We start from the raw sequence: 17,326 nt of genomic DNA on the forward strand, positions 1-17,326 counted from the left end.
CCTAACCAATCTTTTTTTACAAAACAAAGTTCGTTGCCACAATCCTATGAAAATAAGTATATGGATTTACGGTTAGAACTCCACTTTAGGAGCGGATTGAGCCGCTTGGTCTGCCTGGAAATACGCTTTTGGTTGGAAGCCTAACATCCCCGCATAGATGGATGTAGGGAATGTACGTACTTTAGCATTATATGCATTAACTACATCATTATAATCTTTACGTGCTACGGCAATGCGGTTTTCAGTGCCTGCCAATTCATCCTGCAAAGCGCGGAAATTCTGGTCCGCTTTTAAGTTCGGATAGTTTTCCGTAATCATGAGTAAACGGCTCAAAGCGCTGGATAATTCACCGTCAGCCTGAGACATTTCTTCTACCGTACGGGCTCCGCCCAGTTTAGCACGGGCATCGGAAACGGCTTGAATGGCCGCCTGTTCATGAGACGCATAACCTTTAACAGTGCTTACCAAGTTCGGGATTAAATCGTTACGACGCTGTAACTGCGTTTGAACCTGTGCCAACTTGTTGTTTACACCTTCATCCATGCCTACCAAACCGTTATAGCCGCTTACTACCCAAGCACCGATAGCAATGACAACAGCAATTAAAATTAACCAAGTTTTTTTCATGAGTATCCTCCTTACAAAAAAAGTCTGCGTGAGCCCATGGTTGAGCCGCGCAGACATACATACATTAACTTATAAAAAGTCGTTTTTCCAAAGTAGCAGGCCTACAATGAACGTAACCACCGCGGCAATACCGATTACAAAAGGAAACCCTTCGGCACCCGATTCAGCCCATGGAACGGGTACGTTAACGCCCCACAAACTGAAAATCAAGGTCGGTACGGATAAGATAATCGTTACACCGGCCAAGAGTTTCATCACTAAGTTCAAGTTATTGGAAATAATGGAAGTAAAGGCGTTCATCATATTCATGAGAATATTTGAATACATCTCAACCATTTCAATAGCCTGCTTGTTTTCGATAATAACGTCTTCCAATAAATCTTCGTCTTCTTCATACATTTTAAGCAAATGACGGACATCTTCATGACTACGGAGGCGCAAAATACGCTCCATTACGGTGCCGTTTGTTTTCAAAGCGGACGTAAAATAGGTCATGGATTTCTGTAATTCCAACAGTTGGAAAAAGTCCTTATTTTTAGTCGTATGACGCAATTGAATTTCAATGTCGTCCGTACGGCGGTTAATTTGTTGCAAATAACGCAAGAACAAAGTCGCTGTGCGATACATTATCTGGAACAAGAAACGTGTTTTTTTAAAGGTATAAAACGTAGCAACTTGATTGTTTATAAACGGATATAACACATCCGATTCTTCAAGACACACGGTGATGAAGAAATCAGGTGTCAAAAATATACCGAGCGGCACTGTATCATAGCTGTCGCTACCGCGCAATGCCGGAATATTGATAACAACAAAAATGTAATTTTCTTCAATTTCCACGTGCGAACGTTCTTCCGTATCCAAAGCTGTTTTCAAAACGTCCGTAGGGATTTCCGTCATAATATTGACGAGCGATAGCTCATCGGGGTCCGGATTCACCAAATTAATCCACGAGCCCTTACCCGCATCGGCTACCGTTAAGTCCGATACAAGCTCGCCTTCGTCATGTGTATATACCGTGAGCATACGCCACCTCCCATTCATTAGCTTATACTTCATCATATCCAACAAAGAAGAGGTTCGTCAAGTGTTGAATCGGGTAATTTATAAGAAAAAATCGCTCTTGAAAGAACCTGACTGCTTTGTCTTTTCCCAAGAGCGATTTTACCGTATGAGGCGTTCATCAACGCATTCTAAACGTTTTTGAAAACCTTATTATTTTTTATATAAAATACGAATGGAGTTTAAAATGCAGAGAATGGAAACACCCGTATCGGCGAATACGGCCACCCACATATTGGCAAAGCCGAAGAGCCCCATAATCATAACGAGGATTTTAACCCCTAACGCTACGACTACGTTCTGCCATGCAATAGAAATCGTGTTTGAGGAAATGCGAATTGATTCAACTACAGCGCTGATGCTGGGACGCATATACACTACATCGGCTGCTTCAATGGCCGCATCGGCACCGCTGCCCATGGCACCGCCCACGTCGGCACCGGCCAATACAGGGGCGTCATTGATACCGTCACCTACGAACATGGTGGAACCGTATGTTTCACGAAGTTCTTTCATAACACTTAATTTATCTACCGGCAATAATTCGGCACGAACGTCATCAATACCGGCTTCTTTCGCCATGTACCGGGCACCCGCTTGAGTGTCACCGGTCAGCATAATCGTGCGTAAACCGCGTTTGGCAAGTTCTGCCACAGCTGATTTAGTATCTTCTTTCAAAGCATCGGCAATCAAGATTGTGCCTGCATATTGACCGTCAAGGGCTACCAATACTTCGCTACCGTAATCGGCAGGTTCACCGTAACCTGTAATTTGTAATTCGTTGAATAAACGACGATTACCAACGGCTACTTTAACACCATTTACCACACCGGTCATACCACGACCGGACAATTCTTCGAGATCAACAACTTCTGCTAACTGAACATTGCGTTTTTTAGCTTCATTGGCAATACTTACCGCTACCGGATGAGAGGAACGTACTTCTAAGGCCGCTGCCTTAGCCAATATGTCTGCTTCGTCAAAACCTTCAGCTGTTGTAATAGACTGTACCGCAAATTCGCCGGTAGTCAAGGTACCTGTTTTATCCATAGCAATCGCTTTAATATTACGCAATGCTTCCATGGACAAACCGCCTTTAAAAAGGATGCCCGTTCTGGACCCGCGACCGATGCCGGAGAAGAAAGCGAGCGGTACGCTGAGTACCAATGCACATGGACAACTGATAACCAAGAATGTTAAAGCGGTATATACCCAGTAATTCCAGTTACCGGTAATTAAGGATGGGATTACGGCTACCAAAGCGGCTAACAATACTACGATTGGGGTATACACGCGAGCAAAACGCGTAATAAAACGGTCGATACGAGGTTTGGTAGCGGCTGCATTTTCAACAGCATCAAGCACACGCGTAACCATAGAGTCTTTTAATTCTTTATCAACGCGCATCAAGATGCGGCCACTCTGATTGATACAGCCGGATAAAATTTCACTGCCCGGTTTAACTTGTACCGGAACCGGTTCACCCGTAACCGGCGCTGTATCGATACGTGTAGTCCCTTCAATTACGGTACCGTCGAGCGGAATACGTTCGCCGGCTATTACTTCGATAGTCTGACCGATGCGAACTTCTTCAGGGCTTACTACTTTGGACTGACCTGCTTCATCTACCAAGCGAACTTGTTCCGGACGCATATCGATAGCATCCATAATAGCGCTACGACTTCTGGCCGTTGCTTTTTCTTCAAAATAGGTACCGATACGATAGAAGAGCATAACCCCTACCGCTTCCGGCATTTCTCCGATAATTACGGCCCCCAAAGTGGCCACACTCATGAGAAAGTTTTCATCAAAAACTTGGCCGGAACCGATGTTTTTAATAGCATTCCATAAAACACCCCAACCAAGTAATAAGTAGGTCGCAAGAAGTACACCAAAGGCAATGTCTTCCGGAATGCCGTCTACAAAGGAGTATACGAGCATCACCACAACCCCGATAATAATGCTTACCAGACCGCCGCCGTGAGCATGGTCATGGTCGTGATGATCATGAGCCCCCTTAGTTTTACGTTCGTAGAGCTGTACTTCTACACCATCTTCAATAGAATCACAAACACCTTGAATTTCGGTAATCAAATCATTGGTGTCGGGAACTGTGGACGTAATTCGCAATTGTTGCGTCCCTACGGAAAACGATGCAGCACTTACTGTTTCCATTTTTTTAATCTTGTCTTCGATCTTGGCCGCACAATTCGCACATGTTAAATTTTTAAGTAATAAAATGCGTTCCATTGCTGTTTCTCACCTCTACTATATACGTATGCCACTTACACTAAATACTTACACTATTCCTGCGGTTAGCTTTTACGGCTAACACTACTCTAAATACCCGGATTTTTAACTGTAAAAATCTGTTCCGCAAACATATGAGCAACTATTCATATGTTTCTATAATTTAATTATAGATTCTTTCATCAGCCTTGTCAATATAAAAATACCGGCTATAACAATTAGATATATGTAGCAATCAGCATAAAGAAGAATATATGAGAGACTATTCCTACTATTTTTAGATAAAACAAAAAAACACAGCTATAAAAGCCGTGTTTTAACGTGTAACTACTTTTTTGTTGGAATGCAAGTATATGTTACATTATACAGCTGAGCGGATCCGCCCTTACGGTCGGGCGGTCCCTCAGTTATATATATCATTAGATTGGAACGGATACTACTATCCGTTTAGCTGACTAATACTAATTAGTCTTCTTGACGATAAGGTTCTTGACCGATTTTGTAGAAGTCGTTACCTTCGCTATCGATAACTACGATGCAAGGGAAATCTTCAACAGTCAATTCAGCCAAAGCTTCAGGACCTAAGTCACCGTAAGCAATAACTTTGTAGTCTTTAATGGATTTAGCAATTAAGGAAGCGGCGCCGCCAACTGCTGCGAAGTAAGTTACACCATTTTTCTTCATGGATTCAACAACTTCTTTGGAGCGGGAACCTTTACCTACCATGCCTTTGATACCCTGATCAAGCATTGTTGGGGTGTAAGCGTCCATACGACCGGAAGTTGTAGGGCCGGCTGCACCGATTGGGTCGCCTGGTTTTGCAGGGGATGGTCCAAGATAGTAAACGATTTTGTCGTGCCAATCGATAGGAAGTTCTTCGCCACGTGCCAATGCTTCAGTCATAACTTTATGAGCAGCATCACGAGCGCTGTAGATTTTACCGGTAATCAATACACTGTCGCCGGCTCTTAATGTTCTGGACACTTCTTCAGTTAAAGGTGTCGTAATATGGATTGTTTTTGATTCAGCCATTGTTATCTTCCTCCCCTTGAATTAAAGAATTTCTTCGGCATGACGGCTTGCATGGCAGCAAATTGTCACGGCTACAGGAAGACCGGCAATATGGGTAGCGGCCCATTCGATGTTAACTGCTAATGCTGTAGTGGTACCACCAAGCTGAGGTCCGATACCTGTTTTGTTGATCATTTCCAACAATTCTTCTTCTAATTTAGCATATTCAGGCATATCGTTGCGTTTTTTAGTGGAACGAAGCAATGCTTTTTTAGAAAGTAATGCTGCATAGTCCATAGTACCGCCGATACCAACACCAAGAACCATTGGAGGGCATGGGTTAGGGCCGGCTTTTTTAACGATTTCCATAACGGCATTTTTAACGCCTTCAACGCCATCAGCAGGTACCAACATTTTTACGCCGGATTTATTTTCGGAACCGAAACCTTTAAGTTCCATGTCGATTTTAACTTTGTCGCCAGGAACGATGCTTGTATAGATGATACAAGGAGTGTTGTTACCGGTGTTTTTACGGTTAAATAAAGGTTCTGCCACTACGGATTTACGTAAATAACCTTCTACATAACCTTTAGCAACGCCATCTTGAACAGCTTGCTGTAAGTCGCCACCTTCGAAGTGAACGTCCTGACCTACTTCCAAGAATACGATAGTGTAACCGGTATCCTGGCAGATAGGGCGATCTTCTTCACGAGCGATTTCGGCATTTTTAATGATTTGGTCTAATACAACACAACCAACCGGAGATTTTTCTGTTTCACGACCGGCTTTTAAACCTTCATATACGTCTTGTGGTAAATAGTAAGCCGCATTTTTACACATTTGGGCTACTGTTTCCGTCACTTTTGCTACGTCGATAGTACGCAAAGTAATCCCTCCTCAACTTAAAACGAGATTTTCTGATGACTTAATCATAGCACACATCAAGAGGGCTTTCAAACGCAGTCTATGCAGTTTAATCAAGTATTTATGTCTATTGAGAACTTTTCGCAAAATATCAATTATTGCGATTCTAATCGCACTTCGTTGACAATCGATATACTAAAAGTACACTTGTTTTGTCATATTCAGGTATTAATATGCATAGAATATACATTTAAAAGCGGTCAAAAAATCCCATCTGCATAAACATTAGTCTTTTATATACCCCCTCTTCTAAATCAATGCATAAACCTTTATATTTTTGTGTTAAGCACATTCGTTTTTTCTGTACACACTGCCAATTCATAAGATTACTTTTTGTGGTAAATACACATCTTGCCATTAATTTTTCTAAAAACTCAAGTCTCGCAATTTGAATCAAAGCTGTATTTTAATGATAATAATTACCAATTATATATTTTATTTTCTAATTTTTGACGCTCAACAAACAAAAAATCCGAACAATCCAACCCATTTTTTGACGTTTTACGGACACCTATTCACAATCGGTATAACCTATTCACTAAATTAATCATTAACTTAACCAAAAGAGGCCTCCACACACGGAGACCTCTTTTTGTGTTTTACTATATATAACTATATATGTAATATGCTATTACAAGCATCTACTAGCGGCGGCGATACACGATGGCGCTGCGCCACAAGTACAAGAACGGGAAGCTCAGGCAATGCACTAAACGGCTGAATGGGAAGATAAAGCAAACCGCCATCCAGGAGAACATGTGCACTTTAAACATCATCGGAATATTTAGCATCAATTCCGGTTTTGGTTGCATGATGAGCAAGCTACGGAACCATGGGCCGATATATTCACGATAGTTAAACGCACCATCGGCGTTGAGCATGGTCCCGGCGAAACCCGTCAAAATGGTGAGTCCCAAGAATAAGAAGAGCCATACGTCCATTGACGATGTATTGACTTTCATGTACACCGAGGTAAAACGGCGTTTCATAAGGAGTAAAAAACCTACTACCAATAAAATCCCGGCTACCCCACCGATGTAGAGCGCCCCCATGTGATAGAGATGCTCGTCAATACCAAACATTTCCGTCACTTCCTGCGGTACCAAAATGCCACCCACATGCCCCAAGAACACGAGGAGCAAGGCAAAATGGAATAAAGGACCGGCAATGCGGAGCTGCTTTTTCTCCAAAAATTCACTGGACTTCGTGGTCCACGTCCGTTCCGACACGGTGTAGCGAACGGCGGAACCGAATACTAAAAAGGTAAACGCAAGATAGGGCAAGGCGACCCAAACAAATTCACTCATCCTAAAGTTCCCTCCCAACGTTCTACAATCTGTAATACTACATCAAGCACAAAAGCATGAACCTGTTTACCGTCAATGAGTCGCTGACGAAGCGTTGCCAAGGCGTCTTTGCCGTGTTGTAAAATCTCCAACGCCGCCGCAGGTTCTAAGGTACTGCACAACTCGAGAATGGCCGGCACATAATCCGGCAACTCACGAGCAATGTCATAACCATGCTTTTGAAAAAACTCTTTATATTCCAATAGCTCCGACGCCTGTTCTTCCGCATTCGTCGCATCATAAGAGGTCAGATACATATTGGTGTTACTGCTAAAGTCAAAGACGCGTACATATTCGTCCTCGTATTCGCGTGGCTGTTCATTGAGGATATAATCAAGGACCGCACCGAGACTTTCTTTCAAGGGACTATCCGCCCAAGCACGCCACGCCGCCTGCACGTCCGGCAAAGCTTCACGCCACTCGGCCGAAGGATAGCTCAATAAATAAGCACTTAATTGTAACGCTTCTTTATCCAAGGCAGTCTGATCCGGCAGAACTTGACCCTCTGCCATTTGATTCAGCTTCGTTTGATTAGCTGTTTGTTTCGTTGTTTCCATAGAATTACTCATGGCCACCTCCGGCACATCCGTTACAGCCGGAAGCGCTCGGAGCAGAACCGCTACAACCGCCGAAGGCACAATCACTAAAACCACCTACACCTTGATGCAAACGTTTTTCTTCCTGCGTTGCATTGACGCCGGCCGGGATGCGATAACGATCGCGATATTTAGCAATACCAAGCAAGCGATACATATCATAGAGCGTATGCTCACCATATTTAGTATCAAATTCAGTCGTTGCTTCGCCGCGGGTGCGCTGTTGCATATAACGACGCAAATCAAGCAAAGTATTAAGCACACGGCGGATAACATCTTCATTACCGGCGGAGAAAATCTGTGCCAAATAAGCTACCGGAATGCGCATGGCTTCCGCTTCTGGGAAATGTACCGACGCCGAATCTTTATGTAAAATCGGGCTCATTGGCGGCACATACCATACCATCGGTACCGTACGATATTCTGCATGAAGTGGCAACGCAATTTGCCATTCTTTAATGAGACGGAATACGGGCGATTCTTTAGCCGCTTTAATCCAGTTGTCAGGGATACCCTGTTCTTTAGCAGCTTTCGCAACGGCCGGATCATGCGGGTCGAGCAACACATCAAGCATATTGTCATAAATGTCTTGCGGATTTTCCGTGGAGGCCACCGCTTCCACTTTATCCATATCGTAGAGTAACACGCCTACATAGCGCATGCGACCGACGCAGGTATCGGCACAAATCTGTGGTAAACCGTTTTCCAAACGAGGGTAACAGAATACACATTTTTCAGCCTTATTGGTCTGCCAATTATAATAAATCTTTTTATACGGGCAGGCGGGCACACAATGACGCCAACCGCGACACACATCTTGCGAAATGAGAACAACGCCGTCTTCATCACGCTTGTAGATGGCACCGGACGGACAAGCCGCTACACAGGCCGGATTCAAGCAGTGATTGCAAAGGCGCGGCAAGTATTTCATAAAGATATCGTGGAAATCAAGGGCGATGTTCTGACCCATTTTTTGAAGGTTAATGTCGGCACGAGCCGTATTACCGCCGGCTAAATCATCTTCCCAGTTAGGGCCCCATTCAATTTCCATTTTTTCTTTCGTAATCAAAGAGCGGGGACGCGCCACCGGCTGATTGTTTTTACGTTTGGAGTGAATCAAGGTTTCATAATCATAGGTCCATGGCTCGAAATAATCTTTCAGCTCCGGCTGTTCCGGATGGAAAAAGAGTTTCATCAGACGGTTGCCCTTAGAGCCCGTAGCGAGCTGCAGTTTACCATCTTTTAGAGTCCAGCCGCCCTTCCAACGGTTCTGGTCTTCCCAATGTTTCGGATAGCCGATGCCCGGTTTCGTTTCTACATTGTTAAAATACATGTACTCCGCACCTTCGCGGTTGGTCCACGTGTTTTTACAAGTAATCGAGCAAGTATGACAACCGATACATTTATCTAAATTCATGACCATCGAAATTTGTGCTTTAATCTTCAAGCCAATCAACCTCCTTCATCTTACGCACTACCACAAGCATGTCGCGCTGATTACCGGTAGGTCCGTAATAGTTAAACCCATAACTCAATTGACCGTAGCCCCCAATCATATGGGTCGGTTTCATGTGAATACGTGTCGGCGTATTGTGGGTGCCGCCACGACCGCCCGTAAGCGATGTGCCCGGCACGTTGATGTGACGATCCTGTGCATGGTGCATGTAGACGAGGCCGCGTGGAATACGCGGTGTTACTACGGCACGGGAGGCCACAACACCATTGCTGTTATATAGTTCAATCCAATCATTGTCGGCTACACCGATTTCGTTGGCATCATCTTCGTTGAGCCATACGGATTGACCGCCGCGGAACAAGGTCAACATATGTGGCGTATCAAAGTACATACTGTGGATACTCCACTTGTTGTGCGGCGTTAAGTATTTAAGTGTGATTTCACGAACACCGTCATTCGGCAAGCTTTCACGCATCGGTGCATAGGCCAAAATCGGTTTGAACGTCGCCATCTGTTCACCCCATTCTGCCATGATGTCATGGTCGAGGAAGTAGGACTGACGGCCCGTAATCGTGCGGAACGGCATGAGGAGTTCCACATTATTAGTAAACGGCGTATAACGGCGATTATCTTTGCCGTTGCCCGTGAAAATCGGCGTGCTGATAACGAGGCGCGGTTGTGCTACGATATCTTCAAAAGTAATCTGTTCACCGCTGCGACCGCCCGTCATCTTGGTTAAGTCTTTAAGACCGGTTAATTCTTCCGCCTTCGCCCAGCTCTTATGCGCTACGGCGCCGTTCGTGGCGGAGGACATAGTCAAAACAGCCTGACAAGCTTGGTACGCATCTTCAATAGAAGGACAACCGGCACCTACGTCATCAGTTGTAGAAATCACATGACCGGCACCATCGGTAGCTCCTTCAGGAGCGGTGGAGCCTTGGGCACGACTGCGAATCACACCGTTACGCGCTTTCAGCTCTTCGTATTGTTCAGCGATGTTAACGGCAATACCGTGAGCCCCTACTGTGCCGTTAGCTAAGTTCGGCCCTAAAGCACGTTGTTTTTCAAAAATACGGGTATAATCGCGTTCCACTTCTACGAGCTGCGGCATTGTTTTGCCCGGAATCGGTTCACATTCACCGCGGCTCCAGTCTTTCACAAGGCCGCCCGGCTGAGCGAGTTCCGCTTCCGAATCGTGTCCTAACGGCGTAGCTACGATGTCGCGATATACCGGCATATTCACTTCTTTAGCCAGCTTAGAAACAGCCTGACCCAAAGTGAGGAAAATATCCCAGTCCGTTTTGGCTTCCCAGCCCGGATCAACGGCCGGTTGGAACGGATGCACGAACGGGTGCATATCGGTAGACGATAAGTCGGTTTTTTCATACCAAGTAGCGGTCGGAAGCACGATATCCGAATAGAGGGCGGAACCGGCCATACGGAAATCGAGGTCAATGAGCAAGTCAAGTTTGCCCTTGCCCGCTTCTTCACGCCATTTAATTTCAGTCGGTTTAACAGCCGGCGTATCCGATTCGAGAAGGCCGTCTTTCGTGCCGAGTAAATGTTTCATAAAGTATTCGTGGCCCTTAGAGGACGACGTAATGAGGTTGGCACGCCATACAATGAGGTTGCGCGGGAAGTTTTCCGGTGCATCCGGATCCTGTACAGCAAATTCCAACTCTTTATTTTTAAGCTGCTGCGCTACGAAGCTTTTCACATCGCCAAATTCGGTATAACCCGCCTTAGCAGCATTTTTATAAATATCGGCACTGCTTGTTTTAAACGTCGGATAGGACGGCAACCAACCCAAGCGAGCTGCCAATACATTGTAGTCGCCTACATGACGATAACGCGGTTCTACGAGGGCGGACGTCAAGTCGTTAGTATCCATTTCGTCGCTACGCCATTGGTCGGTAGCGAAGTAGAAGAAGGATGTACCGTTTTGCAAACGAGGTACCGGCTGCCAATCTTTAGCCGTCATAATGGCGCCCCAACCTTCGGCAGGACGTAGTTTTTCCTGACCTACATAGTGAGCCCAACCGCCGCCGTTTTTACCTTCGCAAGCGCAGAAGAGCACAAGATTCAATACGGCACGATAAATAATGTCCGCATGGAACCAGTGGTTGATACCGCCGCCCATGATGATGAGGGAACGACCTTTGGTAGCAATGGCATTATCCGCAAATTCACGCGCCGTGTGAATCACCATTTCCGGTTTAATACCTGTATATTTTTCCTGCCAAGCCGGCGTGAATGGTGTATCGCTTTCATAATTAGCATTCACTTCACCGCCGAGACCACGGTCAACACCGTAGTTGGCTAAGAGTAAGTCGTAAACAGTGGTCACATATACTTCACCGTCAGCCGTTTTCATGCGTTTAACCGGCACACGACGAGATAAGGTGTCCGTATTATCCAAATGACCGAAGAACGGTAAGCTTACAGTTTTTAAATCATCCTTTTCATCGATGAAGGATAATTTAGGACTGATAGGTTCGCCGGTTTCACTATTTTCGAGTTTTAAATTCCATTTCGTTTTGTCAGCCCAACGATGGCCCATCTGGCCGTTAGGGATAACTAATTTATCACTCTTTTCATCGAGCACATAATATTTAAACTCGCTATGTTTCGACAAATCACCCATGTCTTTGGCCGTCAAGAAATGACCGGCCGTGAACTTACCGTCTTTTTCATCCAAACGAACGAGGAACGGGAAGTCGGTATAACGTTTGGCGTAGTCGAGGAACATCGGCGTCTGATTATCAACGTAGTATTCTTTTAAAATAACATGACCCATGGCCATGGCGAGGGCCGCATCAGAGCCGGCTTTTACATTGAGCCATGTATCGGCGGCCGTGGTAGATTCGGCGTAGTCCGGAGAAACGGAAATAACTTTGGTACCTTTGTAGCGAACTTCGGTGAGGAAGTGAGCATCCGGCGTACGGGTTTGCGGTACGTTGGAACCCCATGTAATAATGTAACCGGCATTGTACCAGTCACTACTTTCCGGCACGTCTGTCTGTTCGCCCCATACCTGCGGGCTGGCCGGCGGCAAATCGGCATACCAGTCATAGAAGCTGAGGCAGGCACCGCCCATAAGGTTCATGAAACGGGCACCGGCGGCGTAGCTTAGCATGGACATGGCCGGAATCGGCGAAAAGCCGAAGTTGCGGTCCGGACCGTAGGTCTGCACCGTGTAAAGCATGGAAGCGGCCGCAATTTCAGATGCTTCATCCCAGGTAGAACGGACAAAACCACCCATACCACGGGCGGACTTATACCGTTTCGTTTTCTCAGGATCCGTCACGATAGATTTCCACGCTTCTAACGCGTTCGGATGTTCTTTTTTGGCTTCGCGCCACATATCCGCCAATTCACCGCGAACGTACGGATATTTTACGCGCAACGGGCTGTACATATACCAGGAGAACGAAGCACCACGCGGACAACCACGCGGTTCGAAATCAGGCATATCGGGACTTGTTTCAGGATAATCATGATTCTGATTTTCCCACGTCACGATACCGTTTTTGACAAAAACATTCCAACTGCAGGAACCGGTGCAGTTTACGCCATGCGTGGAGCGCACCACTTTGTCATACGACCAACGGTTACGATACATGGATTCCCAGTCACGGCCGCCTTGGTACACGGCTTGATGGCCTGATTCACTTTTATTTTTAGGTATTAGATAGGAAAATTTTTTAAAAAACGTATTCATGCGTTGTCCCTCCTTGTTATCTTCAGAATACCAAAGGAACGTTTTTGGGTGTGTGATTTATATCACATATATCGATAAAATTAATCCAAAGGGACATTTAGTTAAGGTATATATCAAACTTTTTGATTGTCGATTTTACGTATTAGAGTTTCGGCACAATTTACCTATGAGTAATTTTCATGTAGGATCACAAAACCTTGAAAGCTATTCTTTAGAGGACTAAAATGGCAAAGAAAGGAGTCTTTTTATGAATACGTCAACCATGTATAAACTACACAAGTATCTTAGTATATTTTCATTTCTATTTTTCTTCCTACTCTGCATCACCGGGTTAATTCTCTTATTCAGAGCAGAAATTCAAGGTTCGCATACTATGGGCGCAGCACCTATGAATATTAATACCCTCTGGGACGGCGCCGACCAAGGAGCTGCTCAGTTTACTCAGAAATATCCGACTAAAGAAATCTTAAACATCTCACCGGCTATGGGCTCGCATCTATTGCGCTACCGCATCATCGATAAGAATAACACCCATGAGCCACGTGCCCGTATGGGGATGGGTGGCGATTATATCATTTATAATCCACACAACCAGCAATTGATGCAGCCGCAAAGCGGCAAAGTCACCGTTACACCACTTCGCACCGTGATGCATACGCTCCATGAATTACATACCCGTTTAGCTTTGGATCGATTAGGCTTATATCTCATCGGTATTATTTCCTTAATCTGTGGCTTGGCCGTTGCCAGCGGTGCCTTTTTATACGGACCGTTTTCCAAAACAGCCAAATTACGTAAAACTATGTTGCAAAACCAACGAGTTACTCCGGCTACCGCTAATAACACCCGTACAAACACCGACTCTACCATAATAGCAAGCGATAATGCCAATGCGCATTCTTTCAAAGAGTCATTGCGCAGTCGTTTCGCCAATTTGCATCGTGAATTAATGATGTTAACCGTCATTTTCGGCTTTATTCTCAGCATTTCCGGTACCGGTATTGCCGCCTTCTTTATTTTAAACGACAACTACAATAAAAATGTGGCTTACAATGCCAAAGTCGAATTGAGTGCTCAAAAATCCGATATTTTAACACCATCCGGAGCTATTGCCCGAGTACACGCCAAATATCCGGGGCAACTTCTAATTTCCATGGATTATCCATCCCGTTTTAACGAACAGCATTACGCCTTCTATTTAGGTCGTGAAAACGATGAAGATCCGGCTTTATTCTTGGGACAACCGGTATACGCCAACTTATCCAAAGACGGTCAGCAAGACCATTTTTATTCACAGCCGATTCCCTGGTATTTCACCGGCTTAACAACTCTCATCAATCTACATATTCATAATCACAATACAATAGCCCTTAAAATTGTTTGGGGACTTTGGATGGTTGTGTTAAGTTTGGCTTCCCTATTTGGTGCGTTTTTAACCTTCCAACGTTGGGGCAAATGGGCGTCTTGGCTCAAGGCTCAATCGGTTCCGTCCAACACTGATAAAGCTTCCGTGGCTACAACTACTATTAACACCCAATCAAACATATGGATTCGTCCGATTGCCTGGTCCGTTTTAACCATTATCGGTATGTGGGTTCCATTGACAGCCATGCCGTATCACAATGAAATTGCTTTAATCGCAATGATTTTGCCACTATTGGATATGATTTATATCTTGATAAAAAAGTAAAAGTAAAATTAGATGCATAAAAAATGCCAATAAAAAGAGCAACGAAAACTTCGTTGCTCTTTTTAAATCTTTTTCAAGTTATCAGATAAAAACTAATTGATTATGTCAATGAATCGGCCGGTGCCAAAATTTTAAAGTGATTTTTTTCAAACTCGATTAAGCCGTCGTCCTGCATGCGCGATAATTCCCGAGTCAACGCACTGCGATCCACACAGAGATACTCGCTGAGCGCCACACGACCTAGGGGTACATCAAACTCCATACTACCCCAAACTTTTGCCATATAGGAAAAATATGCCATCAGCTTGTCGCGTAAATTACGCTTCGACACAATTTCCAGTTTTTGCAAAATACGCACATTTTTATCGGCAACAAGGGTCATAATATTCTGCACCAATTGGCGATAGGCCCCCAAATCATTGGCGGACAGAGATAATAATTTATCAAACGGAATGTACAGAGCGGTCACATCGGAGGCGGCATAAAAATTAACCAGCGAAACCTGGTTTGAACTACACGCAAAAGATTCGCCGAATAAATCGCCGCGATTCATAAAGACCAAAATCGACCGATTGCCCCAAATATCTTCACTCATCATGTGAACCGTACCTTTAAGAATTACGCTCACACAAGGCACCTCTTCATCGGCAAGTGTTATATAACCGCCTTTTTTAATTTTCTTCGTAAAAGCGCCCACCGTTTGCAGCAATGTTTTGAAATCTGCTTCATCAATATCACGAAACGCACGCAGGTCTTTTACCATATCAAACGTATACTTCATACGTAGCACCTCAGTTATAATCTATTGTTAAAACGCCCTTTCCCTAAAGCATCATTTATTCTATTATAGCATACTATATATCTAAAGTTATATATTTAGTGCCACATATAGGCTTAAATGCAAGGATTCTTCAAATTGCACAATTTTCATCTTGAATTCCACCCGACAAAGACACAATGAATTTAATTTGAGTTTTTCAAAAAACATCCTTTTACACAGAATCTTACTTTTCAGTGATATTTGTCACATACAAAATCGAATATTTTTCCTATACTCCAATTAGACACGCTTTATGCTCATGACTGTACCTCGAAATAAATCAGCTTGCTACAGCCTTGTATAAAGCCAGAATCGTCATGTTGATAATAGCCGTTATCTATATCGAGAGACCGGATGGCGGCTGATTTTCGCATTACTGTAACAAAGGAGTGTACGCATGTCAGCAACAACTGCCACCCAAAAACTGAGTCGTCGTGAAATCTTGGCACAGTGGAATCCGGACAACGAACAGTTTTGGAATCAATATGGTAAAAAAATCGCGAATCAAAATTTAATTGTATCCACTATCGCCTTGACCATTTCCTTCTGTGTATGGACATTATGGTCAACGATTGCCGTAAAACTCAACGCCATCGGCTTTCACTTCACCGATGAGCAGCTCTTCACCTTGGCCGCTATGCCTGGACTCGTTGGGGCAACGGGACGTCTCATTTATACCTATATGCCAGGCATTCTGGGCGGGCGCAACTGGACATTCGTCGCAACAGCCTTCCTCTTAATTCCGCTTTGGGGGCTCGCCGAGGCATTACAAGATCCGACAACATCGTATGAAACATTTTTCATCTATGTGGCCTTACTCGGTATTGCGGGTGCCAACTTCTCCTCGTCCATGGCCAACATCGGTCACTTTTTCCCCCGTTACAAACGCGGCACAGCCTTAGGCATTAACGCCGGTATCGGTAACCTGGGCGTTTCCATTATCTTCCTGATGGCGCCGATTGTTATGGGCATGACAGTTTTTGCCCCACTCGTAGGGTCGCCGCAAACCTTGAACGATGGCACTATCATCTTTTTACAAAATACCTGCTATGTAGGTATTATTCAAATTCTTATCACCTTGGGTCTAATCGTAAAATACATGGACAACTTGCCATTACCAAAACAGAGCCCTGCTTCCATGATGAGTATTTTCACTAATAAACACACCTGGCTCATGACCTGGATTTATACCTGCGGCTTCGGTTCCTTCATCGGATTTTCCGTTGCTTTGAGCCTGTTAGTAAATAAAGAATTCCCGGAAGTTCCATTCGCTTACGGCGCCTTCTTAGGACCGTTCATCGGTGCCGGTATTCGCCCGGTCGGCGGCTGGTTGGCCGATAAAATTAACAGTGGTACCAAAATCACCATGATGTCGCTCATTGGCATGTTCTTTGCCGCCATCGTTATCATGTTTGGCATTACTACTCACAACTTCCTTATTTTCTTCGCTGCCTTCCTCTTCCTGTTCTTCATGACGGGATTTGAAACGGGCGCATCCTTCCGCATGATTCCGTACATTTTTACGGATGGCATGCAATCTTCGTTAGTAACGGGGTTTACCGCCGCCATGGGCGCTTACGGGGCCTTCTTCATTCCGAAAGTTTTCGGTTGGGCCTACAGCACTTATGAATCGGTAATGCCTGCGTTCTATATAATTTTAGCCTTCATCGCCGTGACCATAGTCATCACCTATTGGTTCTACGCCCGCAAGGGTTCCGGCATGAAGTGTTAATCTCCTATACCTTTAAACTTTGCACTTCCAAAAAAAGAGTAGCCTGACGACAGATGTAATCTGAAGTTACGGCTACTCTTTTTATTTGCAA

At 44.7% G+C, this 17,326-nt stretch carries 12 protein-coding genes; 2 read left to right on the plus strand and 10 right to left on the minus strand.

What is annotated here, in order from left to right:
- Window positions 1–72: 72 nt before the first annotated feature.
- The 9 genes from EO124_RS01380 to EO124_RS01420 form a co-directional block, all read right to left on the minus strand.
- Window positions 73–627 carry a LemA family protein gene (locus EO124_RS01380; protein WP_021841513.1) on the minus strand — a complete coding sequence of 185 codons (555 nt, stop codon included), beginning with the start codon at window positions 625–627 and terminating at the stop codon, window positions 73–75.
- Window positions 628–696: 69 nt separating this feature from the next.
- On the minus strand, window positions 697–1,653 hold the full coding sequence (locus EO124_RS01385; protein WP_021841514.1) for a magnesium transporter CorA family protein: 957 nt from the start codon (window positions 1,651–1,653) through the stop codon (window positions 697–699).
- 189 nt (window positions 1,654–1,842) lie between these two features.
- Entirely contained in the window at window positions 1,843–3,939 is a 2,097-nt protein-coding gene (locus EO124_RS01390) for a heavy metal translocating P-type ATPase (protein WP_127058013.1), read from the minus strand.
- Window positions 3,940–4,404: 465 nt separating this feature from the next.
- Window positions 4,405–4,971: a Fe-S-containing hydro-lyase gene (locus EO124_RS01395; protein ID WP_006555916.1), complete on the minus strand. Its 567-nt coding sequence runs from the start codon at window positions 4,969–4,971 to the stop codon at window positions 4,405–4,407.
- A 21-nt stretch (window positions 4,972–4,992) separates the two neighbouring features.
- A complete protein-coding gene (locus tag EO124_RS01400; protein WP_021841516.1) occupies window positions 4,993–5,835 on the minus strand; it encodes a fumarate hydratase in 843 nt (280 codons plus the stop codon).
- Window positions 5,836–6,518: 683 nt separating this feature from the next.
- The gene (gene narI / locus EO124_RS01405; RefSeq protein WP_021841517.1) at window positions 6,519–7,181 is read right to left on the minus strand and encodes a respiratory nitrate reductase subunit gamma; all 663 of its coding nucleotides are present in this window, start codon (window positions 7,179–7,181) and stop codon (window positions 6,519–6,521) included.
- Window positions 7,178–7,789, minus strand: coding sequence for a nitrate reductase molybdenum cofactor assembly chaperone (gene narJ, locus EO124_RS01410; RefSeq protein ID WP_164726530.1), 612 nt, complete (start codon window positions 7,787–7,789; stop codon window positions 7,178–7,180). Before narJ ends, narI begins: the two co-directional genes overlap by 4 nt.
- Window positions 7,782–9,263 carry a nitrate reductase subunit beta gene (gene narH / locus EO124_RS01415; RefSeq protein WP_127058015.1) on the minus strand — a complete coding sequence of 494 codons (1,482 nt, stop codon included), beginning with the start codon at window positions 9,261–9,263 and terminating at the stop codon, window positions 7,782–7,784. Before narH ends, narJ begins: the two co-directional genes overlap by 8 nt.
- Window positions 9,253–12,993: a nitrate reductase subunit alpha gene (locus tag EO124_RS01420; RefSeq protein WP_127058016.1), complete on the minus strand. Its 3,741-nt coding sequence runs from the start codon at window positions 12,991–12,993 to the stop codon at window positions 9,253–9,255. The genes narH and EO124_RS01420 overlap by 11 nt, the downstream gene beginning before the upstream one ends.
- Before the next feature lie 262 nt (window positions 12,994–13,255).
- On the opposite strand from EO124_RS01420, the gene EO124_RS01425 reads away from it, so the two are divergent.
- Complete coding sequence (locus EO124_RS01425; RefSeq protein WP_241230644.1) at window positions 13,256–14,683, plus strand: PepSY-associated TM helix domain-containing protein; 1,428 nt, start codon at window positions 13,256–13,258, stop codon at window positions 14,681–14,683.
- Window positions 14,684–14,783: 100 nt separating this feature from the next.
- On the opposite strand, the gene EO124_RS01430 is transcribed toward EO124_RS01425, so the two are convergent.
- Window positions 14,784–15,464 carry a Crp/Fnr family transcriptional regulator gene (locus EO124_RS01430; RefSeq protein ID WP_021841522.1) on the minus strand — a complete coding sequence of 227 codons (681 nt, stop codon included), beginning with the start codon at window positions 15,462–15,464 and terminating at the stop codon, window positions 14,784–14,786.
- Window positions 15,465–15,900: 436 nt separating this feature from the next.
- On the opposite strand from EO124_RS01430, the gene EO124_RS01435 reads away from it, so the two are divergent.
- The gene (locus EO124_RS01435; protein WP_127058018.1) at window positions 15,901–17,235 is read left to right on the plus strand and encodes an MFS transporter; all 1,335 of its coding nucleotides are present in this window, start codon (window positions 15,901–15,903) and stop codon (window positions 17,233–17,235) included.
- Window positions 17,236–17,326: the final 91 nt, after the last annotated feature.

The organism is Veillonella ratti (assembly GCF_003992115.1).
In the GTDB taxonomy this organism is placed as follows: Bacteria; Bacillota; Negativicutes; order Veillonellales; family Veillonellaceae; genus Veillonella_A; species Veillonella_A ratti.

What these genes read in the sequence shown, in the direction of transcription:
- EO124_RS01390 (WP_127058013.1), bottom strand. Translation starts at nt 3,939, where the DNA reads ATGGAACGCATTTTATTACTTAAAAATTTAACATGTGCGAATTGTGCG.
- EO124_RS01395 (WP_006555916.1), bottom strand. Translation starts at nt 4,971, where the DNA reads ATGGCTGAATCAAAAACAATCCATATTACGACACCTTTAACTGAAGAA.
- EO124_RS01435 (WP_127058018.1), top strand. Translation starts at nt 15,901, where the DNA reads ATGTCAGCAACAACTGCCACCCAAAAACTGAGTCGTCGTGAAATCTTG.
- EO124_RS01425 (WP_241230644.1), top strand. Translation starts at nt 13,256, where the DNA reads ATGTATAAACTACACAAGTATCTTAGTATATTTTCATTTCTATTTTTC.
- EO124_RS01430 (WP_021841522.1), bottom strand. Translation starts at nt 15,464, where the DNA reads ATGAAGTATACGTTTGATATGGTAAAAGACCTGCGTGCGTTTCGTGAT.
- narI (WP_021841517.1), bottom strand. Translation starts at nt 7,181, where the DNA reads ATGAGTGAATTTGTTTGGGTCGCCTTGCCCTATCTTGCGTTTACCTTT.
- EO124_RS01385 (WP_021841514.1), bottom strand. Translation starts at nt 1,653, where the DNA reads ATGCTCACGGTATATACACATGACGAAGGCGAGCTTGTATCGGACTTA.
- narJ (WP_164726530.1), bottom strand. Translation starts at nt 7,789, where the DNA reads ATGAGTAATTCTATGGAAACAACGAAACAAACAGCTAATCAAACGAAG.
- EO124_RS01420 (WP_127058016.1), bottom strand. Translation starts at nt 12,993, where the DNA reads ATGAATACGTTTTTTAAAAAATTTTCCTATCTAATACCTAAAAATAAA.
- EO124_RS01380 (WP_021841513.1), bottom strand. Translation starts at nt 627, where the DNA reads ATGAAAAAAACTTGGTTAATTTTAATTGCTGTTGTCATTGCTATCGGT.